The organism is Haemophilus haemolyticus, from assembly GCF_001679045.1.
In the GTDB taxonomy this organism is placed as follows: Bacteria; Pseudomonadota; Gammaproteobacteria; order Enterobacterales; family Pasteurellaceae; genus Haemophilus; species Haemophilus haemolyticus.
In genome coordinates, this window is record NZ_LYCK01000013.1 from 286,840 (window position 1) to 301,742 (window position 14,903).

Annotated in this window: 24 protein-coding genes; all 24 read right to left on the reverse strand. The window is 43.0% G+C overall.

Going from position 1 to position 14,903, the window contains the following annotated elements; translation table 11 throughout:
* Positions 1 to 43: 43 nt before the first annotated feature.
* Positions 44 to 208 carry a hypothetical protein gene (locus A8M50_RS07120; protein WP_254045589.1) on the reverse strand — a complete coding sequence of 55 codons (165 nt, stop codon included), beginning with the start codon at positions 206 to 208 and terminating at the stop codon, positions 44 to 46.
* Positions 209 to 264: 56 nt separating this feature from the next.
* Positions 265 to 606 carry a hypothetical protein gene (locus A8M50_RS07125; RefSeq protein WP_005646940.1) on the reverse strand — a complete coding sequence of 114 codons (342 nt, stop codon included), beginning with the start codon at positions 604 to 606 and terminating at the stop codon, positions 265 to 267.
* Positions 606 to 977: a hypothetical protein gene (locus A8M50_RS07130; RefSeq protein WP_005642621.1), complete on the reverse strand. Its 372-nt coding sequence runs from the start codon at positions 975 to 977 to the stop codon at positions 606 to 608. Before A8M50_RS07130 ends, A8M50_RS07125 begins: the two co-directional genes overlap by 1 nt.
* A gap of 9 nt (positions 978 to 986) precedes the next feature.
* Entirely contained in the window at positions 987 to 2,402 is a 1,416-nt protein-coding gene (locus A8M50_RS07135; RefSeq protein ID WP_005647164.1) for a phage tail sheath subtilisin-like domain-containing protein, read from the reverse strand.
* Complete coding sequence (locus tag A8M50_RS07140; protein WP_032826616.1) at positions 2,395 to 2,577, reverse strand: DUF2635 domain-containing protein; 183 nt, start codon at positions 2,575 to 2,577, stop codon at positions 2,395 to 2,397. The genes A8M50_RS07135 and A8M50_RS07140 overlap by 8 nt, the downstream gene beginning before the upstream one ends.
* A complete protein-coding gene (locus A8M50_RS07145) occupies positions 2,549 to 3,211 on the reverse strand; it encodes a DUF1834 family protein (RefSeq protein ID WP_005646950.1) in 663 nt (220 codons plus the stop codon). The genes A8M50_RS07140 and A8M50_RS07145 overlap by 29 nt, the downstream gene beginning before the upstream one ends.
* On the reverse strand, positions 3,195 to 3,626 hold the full coding sequence (locus A8M50_RS07150; RefSeq protein ID WP_005647093.1) for a gp436 family protein: 432 nt from the start codon (positions 3,624 to 3,626) through the stop codon (positions 3,195 to 3,197). Before A8M50_RS07150 ends, A8M50_RS07145 begins: the two co-directional genes overlap by 17 nt.
* An 8-nt stretch (positions 3,627 to 3,634) precedes the next feature.
* Positions 3,635 to 3,952: a hypothetical protein gene (locus tag A8M50_RS07155; RefSeq protein WP_005647063.1), complete on the reverse strand. Its 318-nt coding sequence runs from the start codon at positions 3,950 to 3,952 to the stop codon at positions 3,635 to 3,637.
* Positions 3,953 to 3,987: 35 nt separating this feature from the next.
* Positions 3,988 to 4,908, reverse strand: coding sequence for a Mu-like prophage major head subunit gpT family protein (locus tag A8M50_RS07160; RefSeq protein WP_005646913.1), 921 nt, complete (start codon positions 4,906 to 4,908; stop codon positions 3,988 to 3,990).
* Positions 4,908 to 5,951: a phage protease gene (locus A8M50_RS07165; protein ID WP_005647097.1), complete on the reverse strand. Its 1,044-nt coding sequence runs from the start codon at positions 5,949 to 5,951 to the stop codon at positions 4,908 to 4,910. Before A8M50_RS07165 ends, A8M50_RS07160 begins: the two co-directional genes overlap by 1 nt.
* 282 nt (positions 5,952 to 6,233) lie before the next feature.
* On the reverse strand, positions 6,234 to 6,650 hold the full coding sequence (locus tag A8M50_RS07170) for a phage virion morphogenesis protein (RefSeq protein WP_005646978.1): 417 nt from the start codon (positions 6,648 to 6,650) through the stop codon (positions 6,234 to 6,236).
* Between the two features lie 135 nt (positions 6,651 to 6,785).
* Positions 6,786 to 8,087: a phage minor head protein gene (locus A8M50_RS07175; RefSeq protein WP_005647075.1), complete on the reverse strand. Its 1,302-nt coding sequence runs from the start codon at positions 8,085 to 8,087 to the stop codon at positions 6,786 to 6,788.
* Complete coding sequence (locus tag A8M50_RS07180) at positions 8,071 to 9,693, reverse strand: DUF935 domain-containing protein (protein ID WP_005646918.1); 1,623 nt, start codon at positions 9,691 to 9,693, stop codon at positions 8,071 to 8,073. The genes A8M50_RS07175 and A8M50_RS07180 overlap by 17 nt, the downstream gene beginning before the upstream one ends.
* 11 nt (positions 9,694 to 9,704) lie before the next feature.
* Positions 9,705 to 11,351, reverse strand: a complete 1,647-nt coding sequence (gene terL, locus A8M50_RS07185; RefSeq protein ID WP_005647109.1) for a phage terminase large subunit — start codon at positions 11,349 to 11,351, stop codon at positions 9,705 to 9,707.
* Between the two features lie 8 nt (positions 11,352 to 11,359).
* Positions 11,360 to 11,491, reverse strand: coding sequence for a hypothetical protein (locus tag A8M50_RS09065; RefSeq protein WP_005646930.1), 132 nt, complete (start codon positions 11,489 to 11,491; stop codon positions 11,360 to 11,362).
* Positions 11,488 to 11,991 (reverse strand): DUF1804 family protein, encoded by a 504-nt coding sequence (locus A8M50_RS07190; protein ID WP_005647115.1) that lies wholly within the window; start codon positions 11,989 to 11,991, stop codon positions 11,488 to 11,490. Before A8M50_RS07190 ends, A8M50_RS09065 begins: the two co-directional genes overlap by 4 nt.
* Before the next feature lies 1 nt (position 11,992).
* Positions 11,993 to 12,238, reverse strand: coding sequence for a hypothetical protein (locus A8M50_RS07195; protein ID WP_005646954.1), 246 nt, complete (start codon positions 12,236 to 12,238; stop codon positions 11,993 to 11,995).
* Positions 12,238 to 12,495: a hypothetical protein gene (locus tag A8M50_RS07200; RefSeq protein ID WP_005647123.1), complete on the reverse strand. Its 258-nt coding sequence runs from the start codon at positions 12,493 to 12,495 to the stop codon at positions 12,238 to 12,240. Before A8M50_RS07200 ends, A8M50_RS07195 begins: the two co-directional genes overlap by 1 nt.
* 123 nt (positions 12,496 to 12,618) lie before the next feature.
* The gene (locus A8M50_RS07205; protein WP_005688568.1) at positions 12,619 to 12,876 is read right to left on the reverse strand and encodes a DUF2681 domain-containing protein; all 258 of its coding nucleotides are present in this window, start codon (positions 12,874 to 12,876) and stop codon (positions 12,619 to 12,621) included.
* Positions 12,876 to 13,166, reverse strand: coding sequence for a DUF2644 domain-containing protein (locus tag A8M50_RS07210; RefSeq protein WP_005647121.1), 291 nt, complete (start codon positions 13,164 to 13,166; stop codon positions 12,876 to 12,878). Before A8M50_RS07210 ends, A8M50_RS07205 begins: the two co-directional genes overlap by 1 nt.
* The gene (locus tag A8M50_RS09000; RefSeq protein WP_005647152.1) at positions 13,163 to 13,330 is read right to left on the reverse strand and encodes a hypothetical protein; all 168 of its coding nucleotides are present in this window, start codon (positions 13,328 to 13,330) and stop codon (positions 13,163 to 13,165) included. Before A8M50_RS09000 ends, A8M50_RS07210 begins: the two co-directional genes overlap by 4 nt.
* Positions 13,320 to 13,826, reverse strand: coding sequence for a glycoside hydrolase family 108 protein (locus A8M50_RS07215; RefSeq protein ID WP_005646961.1), 507 nt, complete (start codon positions 13,824 to 13,826; stop codon positions 13,320 to 13,322). Before A8M50_RS07215 ends, A8M50_RS09000 begins: the two co-directional genes overlap by 11 nt.
* Before the next feature lie 81 nt (positions 13,827 to 13,907).
* Positions 13,908 to 14,336: a Mor transcription activator family protein gene (locus A8M50_RS07220; RefSeq protein WP_005646901.1), complete on the reverse strand. Its 429-nt coding sequence runs from the start codon at positions 14,334 to 14,336 to the stop codon at positions 13,908 to 13,910.
* 108 nt (positions 14,337 to 14,444) lie between these two features.
* The gene (locus tag A8M50_RS07225; protein WP_005646988.1) at positions 14,445 to 14,897 is read right to left on the reverse strand and encodes a hypothetical protein; all 453 of its coding nucleotides are present in this window, start codon (positions 14,895 to 14,897) and stop codon (positions 14,445 to 14,447) included.
* Positions 14,898 to 14,903: the final 6 nt, after the last annotated feature.

Genomic DNA, 14,903 nt, shown 5'->3' on the forward strand with positions numbered 1-14,903 from the left:
TAAACCCTCTTTAAACTCATTTTAAATCCACAAAAAAAGGGGCTTACGCCCCCTTAGTTTTACGACGCATAAGGTTGTAATGCACCGTATTGCCTTTTTCTGACTGAGTTTTAATACCTTGCGAATGTTGCCAACTTGCCACCCACGCGGCAACTTCAGCGTGACACATTGCTCGTACTTTTTCAGCAGTAAACCCAAATTTAGCCAATAAAATAACCGCACTTCGGTAATTTTTCTCGGCATCAAACACACCGTAATGTTGTTTTATTCGGTTTCGGCTTTGCTCGGGTTTTCCCCAGCGTCGATGTGCTTTTTTCGCAGTTCTGCGATAGCTTGCGTAATCAGCACATAATCATCCGTGGCAAGGTTATCCAGTAAAAACTGTGGCGTGAGCTTATCTTGCGCAATACCGATAATATCAAGCTGTTCAGATAAATAAGCCAAGTCCACGAGCATTTGCTCCGCTCTCGTGAAGTTTTCTTTTTCATCTAAACCAAGCTCGGCGACTTTCTCTAGGGCAGCGCATTCACCGCCCAAAGTAAGTAATCGCACGTCAAAATCAAAATAACGACGATCACCGTAAGGAATACCAAGCAATAAACGCATTATTCTTTCACCTCTTTAAGCGCATTCATCTGGATATCAATAACGGCTTCGTTATCCACCGTGTATTTCTCGCCTACTTGGGTAGTAAAGCAGCCAAGATAGGACGTGCGCTTATCTTCTTGATTAAGCGGATATACCGTGATTTTCGCATCACTGATACCCGCCCAATCAATTTCCGAACCATCTACTGGCATTGCTGCCGTCAATGATAATTCCCAAGTTGCAATGCCTTTGGCAAAACCACGTGCACGCCCTTCAGAGTTCATGGTTTTGACTAATTTACGCCCGGTTTGTTTTGTCACGTTTAAATCGGTAATTTCAATTTCCGTGCCGTCCACTTCAAGCACAGCCGAACCTGCATATTTTTCCATTTACGCCCCCTATAAAATTAAATCAATTCGGTTAGCTACGATGTGCAAGCCATTTACCACATCCGCTGGAATTGCCGTATCTAAACGATTTGGATCTTGGCCATTGCGAACAACAAGCAATTTAGCCTTGTTCGCATCCACATTTTCTAAAATCTCTTGTTGCTCTAAACGATAGAGCACATCAAGGATTTCTGACCGCACTTTTGGTGGGGTGCGATTAGATAATTTCGCACGAGGGAAACGTAATGCAATGCGCTGTTCAATGGCTTTACGCGTATAGTCCAGTGTACGAATTGTGTTTAAGTCTAACCATGCAGGATCATCTACATTCGCCGGTGATTTGGTGTAAGTCGTAATGGCACGCATAATTTGCACACGATTATTCACCACTGTAATAGGGGTTAAACCGTGGAATAACGCCTGATTGACTTCGGTTTTTAACGGTGTTTGAGTGGCATCAACAGGGATTAAACCTTTAATCTCAAGCGTATTTAACGGTTTAGCTGGGTCTTCTTCGCCTGCAATAACCGCCCCATATCCCGCAGCGATTAAGGCATTAGATTCCACCGCCCCTTTATACCAACCCACTGTAATACGATTCGCATTGATCTTTTCGGTATAAGTAGTACCGCTTGCCAATGTGCCATTAAAACCTAATACGCCAACACCTGGTTTTTTCTCAACAGGACTTGCGACCGACTCTAAATGTTCGCGCAAGGCTTTCGCATTTTTATCATCCGCAAAAGGGGAGATAATCACGTGATAATGCTGCCCAGCTACTGACGCTAATGCCGCTGCTAAATCGGCATTTTCGGCACCATTTGCAAGGGCAGAAACATTCACCGCCATATCATTTGCGCTTAATGTGGCATTGACACTAATCTCATTACCTATTTCGCCTTTACATTTCGCTGTAAGCGTAACAGTACCTTCATTGACTGTTGCACTGACAGGACAATATTCCCCCGCATTAATCACTGCATTTAAACGGGCGGCAATGTTGGCGGCCGTTTCCGATTTAGCGATTGCCACCGCATAATCAAGACCACCAATGATAACTTTAAGCACCCCTGCATTACTTGCAGTGCCTGTTAACGTAATGGTGCCAGTTGCCGCCACACCTGAATCACTCTCTTTTAAACCAATCACCGTTAAACGGATCATGGCATTATTTTGGATAGCAATACGCGCCATTAAGTGAGCCCAAGACCCAGCACCAAATGTATTTTTCGCATCCACATCCGAATAAATCGGTGTCGGTGCGCTAAATGCTTTTGTTGCATTTAACATCGGTGCCACAATTAAGACGTTTTGCTCATTTGTTGGCAAAGTACTCACTGCATTGCGTGAGTTGTATTCTGTATAAACACCCGGTTTACGAAGACTCGTCGGGATATTATCAAAATCAATATTCGTTTCAGCCATTGTCTTTCTCCTGTTCTTTGCGTGAACGTGTGTCTGTGATTACAATCAAATCGCCATCATTAATACGGCGCTGATAATAAATCGACGGCTCTACCTCTACCGGTATTTGTTCAATATAGGTATAAGGCTGATGTTCCATCGGCACCTTAATGCCTATTGCTGCTTTCACTTTCATTTTGTGTCTCCACCTCAAACGGCACTGTGGCACCGCTTATTGGGTCATAAATGTTGTTACCAATACGTTCTAGCATCGGATCTGGTGGCGATAGCTCACCATGATAATGCGTAAACAAATAATCAGGATTTTTGCTATCCTGTGTCATTTCAGGATAACGGCCATCTTCTAACGGACTCAAATCGTCATAGACTGCGTCATACTCAATCGCATAAGCCGTTATCGCCCCACCTTTAAAAGTGGCATTATTAAAAAGCGTGCGCACCCTTGTCGGTTTCAATGGCTTAACTAATTTCCCCAAGGTTTGCGCATCTAACAAACGGCGTACGGCTGTAATCAACTGATTAACGCCCACCTCTCGTTTATCCGCTCCGCCTTGTCGTGCGGCAATATTGCTACGCAAGCTATTTACTGCCACGATAATGACAAAGTTTGCTGTAGATTGATGTCGCTTCAAATTGGTGCCCATACGTTCGATACGTGCGCCCCCAAAAGTGACTAAACACATCGGCAAACGTGATGTCCCAAGACTTTCATCATCGAGCTCACCGCCATAGCTTTTAACAGTATTGACTAAACGCCCTAAGCCACGCTGTAGGCGTTCTACAAGGGCATTTTCAATTTGAGTGATCACGCGCAAAAATCCTGTTTTTCGGATTAGTAAAAATCACGCCATTGTCTTGTTCATTGGCATCATTATTCTCTGTAGGTGGCAACCCAAGTGAAATCTTACCCACACTAATATCCTCAAGTTCTTTTAAACTTAATTTATAGCGTGTAATAATTTCTTCTGTAATCGTCACATGAGACATACTCGCTAAACGATAACGAGCCAAATCACAACAAAGTCGCACTAAGTTTTGTGGCACACTCACAAGAGGGAGGGTATAACGCGCTGCCAAATAACCATCAATTTGGCTTGAGCTGTCAGACAATGCAACATCAAGCAAATTGTCATTAACTTGCCCAATCAAATCACGGTCGGTCAGTTCAATGGCTTGCACTTCCCCTACACGTAACACAAAATCTTCTGCCATTGCGTAATTCATACCTGTCCTTATTCGTCACACACCGGCACAAGTTCCAACCAAGGATCTTCCGCCAACGCGATCACTTGCTCCCCGGTTAAATCACCAGCCGGAATTTCCACAGCACTTTCTTTGTTAAAACGATAGCCGCAGCGACCATAAGAGGCTTGCGGATGAATTGCACGTAACGTCACCGCATAGGCAATAGGGTTAATTACTTCACCGCCTTCTACCAAAACATCAGATAGTTTTTCTGCAGTTTCATCTTGCGTCTCAGCTTTTACTTCATCTTGCGTCTCAGCTTTTACTTCATCTTGCTGTTCGCTGTCTTGTTGTTCCTTTGCCATTTTTGCTCCTAAAGGGCGGTTTCCCGCCCGTTTGGTTATTCGTTAATGAATGGAGAGGCGAGCACATCCAATTCACTTTCAAGGATGTTGGTTGTGCCGTTGATTTGTTTAGTTTTAAACAATTCTTTTGCCGCATACTCAAGGTTGGTTGGAACCAAAATTAAATTCGGCTGAATGTTTAATGCTTTGCCACCGTCACCTTTCAGGCCTTTCATGGTTTGGATGACTTTTTGCACGTTTTCTTTGGTTAATTTGGTTTTTTCCACGCGATGGATAAGTTGCCAGAAACCAAAACCAGCCGCACCACGGGCACGCACACCCCATAAGTATTCATCTTCCATGAAGACGTGTTCGGATTTTGACGGGTCAAACTTCGGCTCAATTTCCGGTGCAGTACGTTTTTGCCAAATCAGCGGTTTAATCGGCAAACGGGTATCCAAGATATAGAATGTTGGCGCACCGTCATCCGTACCTACAGTCAAGTTCACTTGAGTGGTTTGGTTACCCGTACCATCTACTTTTTCAAATACTGGGTGATCTGTGTCGAAGAAGTTTTGTCCGTCATAACACAGCGTAGATTTACCTTTTTTCAACAAGCTGAATACTTCATCATCAGGTAATTCGGCTGCAGATTGACCCGCCAATTCCATCATCGGGGTATATAAACCAACCTGATCATCTTCAATATCTTCGCGAGGAATGCCTACCGTAGATTCAAATTTTTTATTAGTAATGCTTGTACCTTGAGCTTGCATACTTTGAATTTGACGTTGTCCTACCCACTCACGCATTTTGGGGAATTTACCCAAGAAACCATAAGTATTGGTTTTAGTTGTAGATGAGATCTCCATCGCTACTTTTGGCCATTGCGTTGGGTGATTTTCTAAACCTTTAATAAATTCCTTGCGAAATGCTTCAGTGATATGGTTTAAAACCTGTGCTTTATTAAGTGCCATTATTTAGTCTCCTTATGTGTATATTTTTCAATGTATTCAGCTTCGCTAATGCCAAGCATTTTTGCTGTAGCTTGTTGCTCTGCACTTAATGCCACAACATTCTGATCAGGATCAGCTTTTGCTTGTGGCTCACCACTTAATGCGGCCATTGCAGGTGCTTTTTCTAAGTAAGCACTTAATGCCTCAACAGATAAACTTTGCGCCCAATCTTTTAATGCGGGAGGCAGTTTGCCTTGCGATAATGCCGCTGTGATTAATGCCGCTTTCTTGTCCGCTTCTACAGATGTTTTAAGCGCATTAAAATCAGCCTGCAATGCAACCACCTGTTCGACTGGCACAAATTTAGCTGGATCAGGGTTGCCCACTTGTGTGGATAACGCTGCCACTGATTGTTCTTTTTCAGCTAATTTTGCGTAAACATCTAACACGTCCACAGGGCTATCGCCTTTAGCTGCCGAAAGTGCGGTCACTTTCTCCGTAATATCAGCTTCACTTGCATCTGCTTTTAAAGCAAACAGTGCGCATAATGCTGCCAATAATTTTTTATCCATTGGATTGTCCTCTTGTAACAAATTCACGCTAGCTGCCACCATTGCTTCCTCCATGCCATCTAAAGCAGGAGTATTGGTTAATGCAGCATGAAAGATCTTGCGAACATAGCCGTCTGTGTCGTAAGCAAACACAGCCGAGATATAACGATATTCGCCATTTTTGATATAGTCCGCGGCTTTATCAGTCCAACGCACATCAGCAAAAATCCCTTGTGGGGTAAAATAGAAATATTCCATCCAGCCCGCACTCGGTGCTTCTTTGCCGTTTTTTAGGGAGTGAATAATTTGGTGTTCATAGTCAATAGGAAGGGGATTGCGTTGATTATTTGCCAACGCCACCACATCCGCGCCATTTGTATCTGTTACATACCATGCCTCCACATCGGTTGGTCTGCCGTCTGTGGCGCGAAATTTGCCATAAGGTAAAAGTTGGATACGACCATACTTCGCCTTGTCAATTTCAAAACTACAAGCGGCAACTGTTAATTTCATCTGAAACCATCCTTAAAAACTCAATCTAGGATGGCAGAATATCGAATTGAACGAGATAACAAGAGATGACTGGCTTCAGCGCAACCAAATAATTTGAAATGTTAGACAATGAGGAACAAGCCTCACATTAAAGATGTGAAAGATTGAATGATTGAAAACAACCCAAACCCATTTTAAAACGCTTTAAAACCGTTTTAAATTGTTTTAAAAATTTAAAGATGAAATCTTATACCCTAAAAGTAAAAAAATCGCCCTACGTGCGATTTAGGGCAATTTTCTGATTTATTTAATTAAGCGTTGGAAGTAGCCTTGCACATCTTCCAAAATATCTGCCTCATCTTGAGGGGTTAAAGACAAAAAAGGGCGTGCCGGAATCTCTACTTTACGACCTCGTCCAGCTTTCCCCCCGAATTGATGAATAGCCGCGTAAGGCTCATTTGTCCCAACCGTTGCCATATCATTGCTGTAGTCAGACGTAATGCTCCCCATCAAGTTTTCGGTATCGACCAACGGTGTACCTTGACGATATTTCAGCCCCAGCCATTTAGGTCGCCCCCCAACATCAAAATTTTGCAGTACAGCTGATTCCATTGTCCCCGCAATACTTCGCATTAAAGGAGCTCGATGGGCGGTGGCTTGTGCAAGGCGCTCTAGTACCGATGCAATTTCTTGTGCGTTATTGATTTCAATGTCTATCATAATCGTTGATTTTTAAAATTTAAGGGGGTATATTCACCAAAGCCACTAGAAAAGCGATGAATCTCGAAGATCGCGGGCGAAGAGGTGAAATAGACTCGGGACTGTGTGCGGTGGGTTCGAGCCCCGCCTAGTGGCTTATTCTTTAAATGCCTTTTTCCATTGCTTATCACTCACCAATCTGAACGATTGCACAAAAATTTCGTTTTCTCGACTTAAAACTTTCAATACAGCTAACAATTTCTTACCATTTACATCTCTATAAAATTGGTAGCCGAATTCATCTACAATAATTTTATCCGGTGAATTAACAATATCCGGCAAATCCGCATATTCATCAATCCCAAAATCTTGCCCATCACGACTATTAAATTGCTTAATTAAAGTATCATCAGAAAGCCACACTGTGCCAGTTTTGCTTTTCAATAAATCCTTACTTTCCGCACTCAAGACACCTGCTGCAAATTTAAAATTTTTGGTAAGACTATCTCGCACCTGTAACATTTGATCAGCAGTGAGTTTTTTTCCATCTGGGCTGAGCGTTTGTTTCATCTCCGCCACATGCTTTGCCAACAATTCAAAATCGTGCTTAAACTCCCCACCTTTCATTTCAACCGTCGCAAACGCATGCGCCAGTTTTTCAGGATAAAGATCCAAATTAGGCTTGTAGTTTAATCTCCCCACATTGTAATCAAAGCCTTTATCCGTCACACGTACCGTGCCATCAGGTAATTTAAACCCTACCGTCTTTTCACGATTACCTTGCTTATCCGCAGGGCGTTCTACTTCCACCAAAAATTCAGAACTATCGTCAGGCTTATCAATCCCACGGCGTTTCAAATCTCTATCGCCTAACGCAATCACCGTACAGCGACAATTAAACCCATTAGGCGGGTAGAATGTCGCCCAAAACGGATCATCATAACGATACACCTTACCGCTCAATGCTAAATGGGCAGGGCGAGTACGCGCATCACCCACGGCGGAATATTGCCAATAAGGGCGATTATCCACGTTATCACGCAAGCGTTGATAACGCGCAGCCGAATAAGCTGACTGCATATTGACACGATAAATCGTATTCAACCGACGCGGCGTGCCAAAATATTCCCCTGTTTTTGGATCTGCCAGTAAATGCCCATCAATACCACGAATAGACGGATCTTTCCCAAAAATCCAGCCTTTACGTTCAAATTCACTCACCAGTTCTCTTTTCCAAGCGTGAAAGCCTTTGCCCTCACGCATAGCGGTTTCTAAAGATTGGTAAATATCCTTTGTCATATCAAGGCTAGTTAAGCGCGCAATCGTCGTAGCACGAGCCAATGCGCTATCGTGCATTTCTTTTGCTAACACCTTACTGGCAAGCATTTTCTTTTGGCGCAAAAACTCAATGGCTTGTTTGGGTTCTACGCCAATGGCAAACTTAGGTGCGCTCGGCATTGGCAGCTCCTAATAAATCAGCTAAAAATACCGCACTTGCCAAATAGGCTTGATGGCTTTCACTGGTTAAATCAGGATAAAGTGCGATCAGTTTTTCCTGTGCTTCATCATAGCTTTCACTTGCCATAACCACGCCTACAATTTGTTTCATCATAGGATCAAGCTGTTGATTAAAATCCGCATTTGCCAGTGCATCATCAATCAAACCGTCCAGTTCATCTTGTTCGTCCTTTTTACCATTTTGAGCCGACAACGCAGCAGCACGACAACCGCAAGTACAGCCTTTGCCGTGGTTAAACACGGCAGAAAGTGCGGTCGTTTTTTTGTCTGTTTTCTCGCCTTGCAGTGTGCTTAAAATCAGTTCACCTTCTTGTGGCTCAGGAATACCTAATTTATCCCGCACCCAGCTTTCCGAAATCTGCACGCCAATGCCAGTAAGTTTAGGGATAGCATCTGCAAATACCGATAAATCTTCATATTCTTTTGTATCAAACTCAAAATAAGGGACACGATGTGGCGCAATATTCGGATCAACATTAATTTGCAAATACGGCAAAATGATTTGTTGAGTAATGGTTTGTGCAATCTGTTTCGCATCGCTAATCATCAAATCACGACGCACCTCATTGTGCACATTACCTAACGCATTGGTGGAGCTTTTACCATCCGCCCCCGATGTTAAGGTTTGCCCCAAAATCAACCGAGCAATAGATTTCTCGCACCAATCAACCATTTGTAAAAATGGATTATTACCCGATGCTGCACCTGCATTAGCGACGTTGTGCAGTTCAATCTGCATCGATTCAGGCATAATGCCTGCCGCGTTATGCCCAATTTCGGCCAACGCACGCAATAATGTGCGTTTCTCCGCATTAGTGGCTCCAGCACCATATTTACCAATGCGAATCGGCATACCATAAAGCTCTAAAAACTCGGCAAAATCACGCACAGAATAATGCTTATACATATAAAGCCATGCCAATGTGCGATATAAGCCATCACGAGCCAACTGTGTCGAACGAGATTTATGGCGATGTACCACCCAACCAAAAGGACGTAAAGGCTCACCCATTTGATTAGCTGGCGTGCGTAATAATAAACTATCGTCTTTATCCAATTTAAACCAAGACTGCGGACAAGGTTTAAAGCCTTTTGGAACCCATTTGCCATTCACCTGCGCCCATTGGATTTCAAGGGCAGAAAAGCCATGACCGACCGCATCCATGAGATCTACAAATAAATCCTCAAGGTTAGGATATTGGTAAAATAACTCATCAATCTCGGCTTGCAATTTTTCTTCCGCAGGAGTGGCATTACGTGGTTCAACAATACGCCAATCTAGCGTTAAAACTGAACGTTTACGTGTCATCATATTGGCGGCAATACTGCTATCTTGCTCTTCAATATCCATGAAAAGTTGATGCTGCGCCTGAATATCGCCGTTTTCGGCATCCTCTAAAATCTGCTTTAATTTTGAAGGCGTAATTTTTGCAGAGGGGTGATCGTCTAATACACGACCTGATGCTGTCACTTCCGCTTCATCGGTTTGTGTTGGCTCTGTTTCATTACCTTTTAAAAGGTTTTTAACCTTATCAATAAATCCCATTTAATCCGCCTTTAATGTTTCCATATTGAATAAAGATCGTCTTCATCTTCGTATTCATCTGATTCAATCTCATTCAGTTGATTTAACCCAATCCACTCAATCGGGGCAGAATACTTACGTGCTAGACTCCACAACATTTCAAGTGCGTCCGGGCCATCATCATGATCGGCCTTGGGAAAATGCCGTAGTTGAGCTATTAAAGTCGTCTGTGACGGGTGCAATAAAATCAGCCCATTTGCCATATGCGGCTGTAGGCTTTCGATGCGTAGCATTTTGTCTGTGTTAGGCTTTATTGGAACAACAGGGACGGGATGACCACGTTGTGCCGAACGTTTTACAATTTCAGAATTCAAAAACTCCTGAAATTGAACAGATTCACCACCGTATTTAAGGAAGTTATACTGAATATGCAGTCGAATAGTATCCTCAATAATTAAATCCGGTAATCGTTTTTTTATTGCTGCTTCCACGACATATAACTTGCCTGTTTCTCGGTGATACCCACCCACTAAAATCGCCGATGGGTCACGGCTTGCTCCCGCTTTGCCGAGTGACGGGTCAACCACACCGAAATAAATCAAATCGGACGGCAGTTCCGTCCAGTATTTAATGGCATTGGCAAAAATCGCGTCATCACTGCTTAACGGGTCATTTTGATACTCTGAGTCAAAGGTGGCATGGCCATCACGGGCACGGATTTTCATCAAGGTTAAAATAGGACGAGCAGCCCAGCTCACCACTGCGCCTTTATCCATTGCCGCTTGATTTTGCGTATAGAAAGCATCAGCCACCGCTTCGCCCTCGTTTAAGTAGAAGTCCTCCCACTTATCCCACAGGCTCATATCATCAGGCTGACGAATTAAGGCTTTAAACTTGGCTGTCTTCCACGCTTTACTCGATAAAGTGCGGTTTAAAACACTGTCGTAATGGAGAATAGTCCCGATATATACCACATCTAACTTGTCTCCAGCCGCCCCTAACGGAAGGACGGTTTTCTTCAACCAATCGTGTAATTTGTCACGCTGTTCAGGACTACGCACTTGTTCGTCATTTTCAATATCATCCAGTACCACCAAATCAGGACGATACGCCCCATGGCGTAAACCACGCAATTTCTTGCCGGAACCTGCCACTTGCACTTTTTGATTGGCTTTTGTGATAATGGTTGCCGCTTGCCACACACGCCCTTGTCCTGACATTTCAGGGAAATCAATGCGCAAACGTTGGTTAAATTCCAACTCTACTTTAATGGCTTCCAACATTGGATAGGCTTGGTCGATACTATCCATCACAATCAACGCATAGCGTTTTTTCTGTGTCACAAGACAGTAAAGTGTAAAGAGCTGGGAAACCAAGGTCGATTTAGCTTCACCACGTGGCGCAGCAATAGCTAAATGCACTGATGATGGCTGTTGTAATACTTGTGGCAACTGCTCAAAAAGATAGTTATGCAACTGCGAACGAGAGCTAGAACGCACATAATGCGGAAAGTAATTCGACACAAAAAAGTCATAGCCCGAAACAGGATCTAGCACCTTTTTGCGTCGCTCACTAATGGCAGCAAGAGAATCATCCCACCCCTCAAACTTTGCCTCGACCTTTTGTCGCAAGCTGTCCGAATAGGCTTTTAATTCTGCTAACAATTCTTTACTTTTCACAACTTCACCTATGCCCTAGAAGCAGATACACAAAAAGCAATAAATAAAAACCATCCCCAACCACTAATACCTTGGCTCAACAGCAAAAATGCACAAATAATGGCTGTAAGTGATGGCAACTGAAAAATTAAGAGTTTCATGCTTTAAATTCCTTATCTAGGGCTTTTCCAAATCCTTCCAATAAGTCCGCAAACTCATTAATCAGCTCAGGTTTATTGGTTTGTATATAATCCCCAAACATAGTGATGGTCTTTATTGCCGTAGCCATTTCCGACACTTCTGGCAATAATCGCTTACTGCTTGCCACCATTTTCGAATAGCTATCGCCCAAGCCCTGAATCAACTTCGCTTTTTCACTCACAGGCAATTCTTCCGCGCGCTTAATCTCATCCATCGTGTTTTCAAAATAAAGCACAAACGCGGTCAGCATGCCGCGCGCTACATCTTCCACTTTGCCACTTGCCATCGTGTTCGCATCACGCACTTTATCCCAATTATCTCCACGAGCTTCGGCTTCACGTTTCCAGCGTCGAGCAGTGTTATAGGACACTTTGGCTTTTTCTGCGGCTAATTCAAGCGTTAAGCAATCAAACACATAGTAACGGCGCACATCTGCCTTGGTTTTTTCATCATGTGCCATCTTAACCCCCGAATTTTGCTTTAATCAGCTCAAACCCAACGGAGACGACCAAGCCACTTAACCCGCCAATAACCGCAGCACGCACACCTAATTTCGCCAAACTTTCTTCTACCTTTGCCAAGCGCGAATCAATTTCATCCACCCGTCCATCTAAACGGTCAATCTTGTGATTGACGGTACGGCTTAAAGATAAAATCTCATCCAGTTTGGCGGTGATTTCTTCTTTTTCCGCAAGTTGATCTAACATCACTTATCCACCTTTTTATCTAACTTCTGATTGATTTCTTTCAACTGATCGCGCACCTCTTTCAAAATGCTTTCAAAGTGTTTATCTTTTACTTCAGCAAGCTCTTTACTCTGAAAATCGTGTTGCATTTGCTTTTCTAAGGCTTTAATCGCATGCTCATTTTCAGCCACTTTATCGTTTACTGATTTCCACACCCAGCCAACTAATGTCATAATCAACGTCGTGCCAATCCCAATAAACACTTTATCGTCAATCATTTTGACTCCTTACTTTTAGTGCAAATCTCACGATAGGTCGCATTATGTACCGCAATTTGTCGCAAGGTTTCCGTGGTATCTTGTCTGCTGGCAGTGATAATGCCAAATCCACTGCAACTTGGATTAATCACGGAGATCGCCTGATTGCTGCAGGCGGTTAATGACATCATCACGGCTAGTGTTACGAGTGTTTTCTTCATTTTTCTTTCTCACTTCAAAATGTTTTACTTGAGTTTCAGCCACGGCTTTTTGCGTTTGCAACTGGGCATTGGTTTTTAATAACTGCTCAATCTCACGGTGTGCATGTTTCAGCTTAAACATCACATACGCACCCAATAGTGCGAAAATTCCGAGCCCCGCTAAAATAATCTGCATACTCATCAAATCCCCCTTGGTCTATCCGTTTGTTCTGGCTCCACATAGGTTTCACCGGTAATCGGTTCTTCTGGTTTCGTTTGTTTGGCTTGAAAAGCCATCACCGCCCCTTTGGTTGCGGCAGAACCACCACAAAAACAAGCAAAATAAAAAAACAAATCTGTCACCGTAGAACGGTCAAGATAGACCGCATAAATCAACACACCCGCCATCACCAAAAAGCCAAAAAACTGAATAAAGCCCGTTGTACTCGCTCGTCCATCACTATTGGTAAATAATTCAAAAAATTTATTCATCGGCATAATCTCCACATCAATACCTGTGCAGCAGTAGGCTTACCGTGTGCCACATAACTCCACGCATTTTTACTGTAAAAGTGCGGTCGATATTTCAAAGGTTTTCGATTGCTTTTAAACCAATTTAAAACACGTTTAAACACGCCTAAAAATTTAAACTTCATTGTCAATTGCTCCATATTTAAGATTGCCCGCTACACGACGCACCCAACCTTTACCAAAGGTTGCAAAAGTGCCAAGTTTGCAATAAAACTCAAGGCGTTCTGCATTCAAACGCATAATCACATCAGATATCGCCATATTCTTAATCGCCGCAATGGTCATATTGCCAATAATGCCGTCATCCGCCACATTCACCGCACGTTGCAACATACGGCTTGCATTACCTAATCCATGATTTACAGCCGCATCAAAAAACTGATAAGCCACCGCTTCAGGCATCTTGTCGCATTGATAACGTAGCCAAAATGCGGAGTAGTAGATTTTAAAAGCCTGATCACGAGTCATCACACGCATATTGCCCTGATAACCATTTGCCTGAGCTGTGCGTTTAGTAATCCCCCAATTGGTTTCCCCGCCTGGGTCGCGTGGGTCATTAACATACCCCCCCTCATGCCCAATTAAGCGGTTAAAAATATCTAGAAAAGTTAACGTCGACATAAAAAAATACCCTTAATCTATTAATGATTAAGGGTATTGTCTTAAAAGCAGAGTAAAGAGAAGAGAGGAGCGGTTTCAGCACTAAAACAAGGCAAGATTATGGGTTTCTTCAGGATGGCGCACCTGTGCCAAAATCTCCCAACCGCTCCGATCAGAAAGTTGATATTTCGGACAAAGCTCAAGCATAGCCATACGCCCTGATTTATTTAAATGCTGGGTAAGATAATCATAATCGGCTTTAAAACGATAATTACGCAACACACGCAATGCCGTTTGGCAACGAGGAATATACAGCCACTCCCCACGAAAAACCTCTCGTAATTTCACCGCACTTTCCAAACCAATTAATGCTTTAAGCTTAGGAAAATAATGCACCCCATCAGTAAATCGAAAGGTAGCCCCACCAAAATGTGTAATAATTTTTTCCACCGCAGCAAAGCCCACCAAATCCACCATCTGCTGCACCGTTTCAGGCAGTAATTCAGCCACATCTTCCAAAGATTCAACCATAAACACCTCCGCAAATTGTTTTACGCAATTCTCACACGGAAATTTTAAAAAGGCGGTATTTTTGAAAAAAAAGATAAAAAAAATCCCACCGAAGTGGGATTTTGTGATTTAGCAAAGTCGGGTGTACCAATCTTCAAGCGTTTTTGCACGACGTGATATTGTGCCTGTCCCTTGCTGATTATTAGATAACCGCTGATTGTTCGGCAAATTTGCAGTTGAAAAATAGTCGGTTAAGAACTGGCTTGCGTGTCCTTTCATATCCTCACCAGAACTTAATGACCAATTATGCCATTCAACATAAACATCACTTTGCCGAAACGCCCAAGAAAGCAGACTCATAGGAGTTGAACTCGTTGCAAGTTTGATACCGTTTTGGGTTAAATTAAATTGGAAATCTAAAAAACCAAGGATTCTAGCGCTATGTGCATAATAATCGACTTGTCTTTCTGTTAGATCAAGTAATGAATGGGAAAGAAAGCCATGTTGATATTTACATTTAACAACAGCAATCACTTTATGAAGATCGTCCGCTTGAGGGACATTTATACTGATAAGAGGCATTTTTTT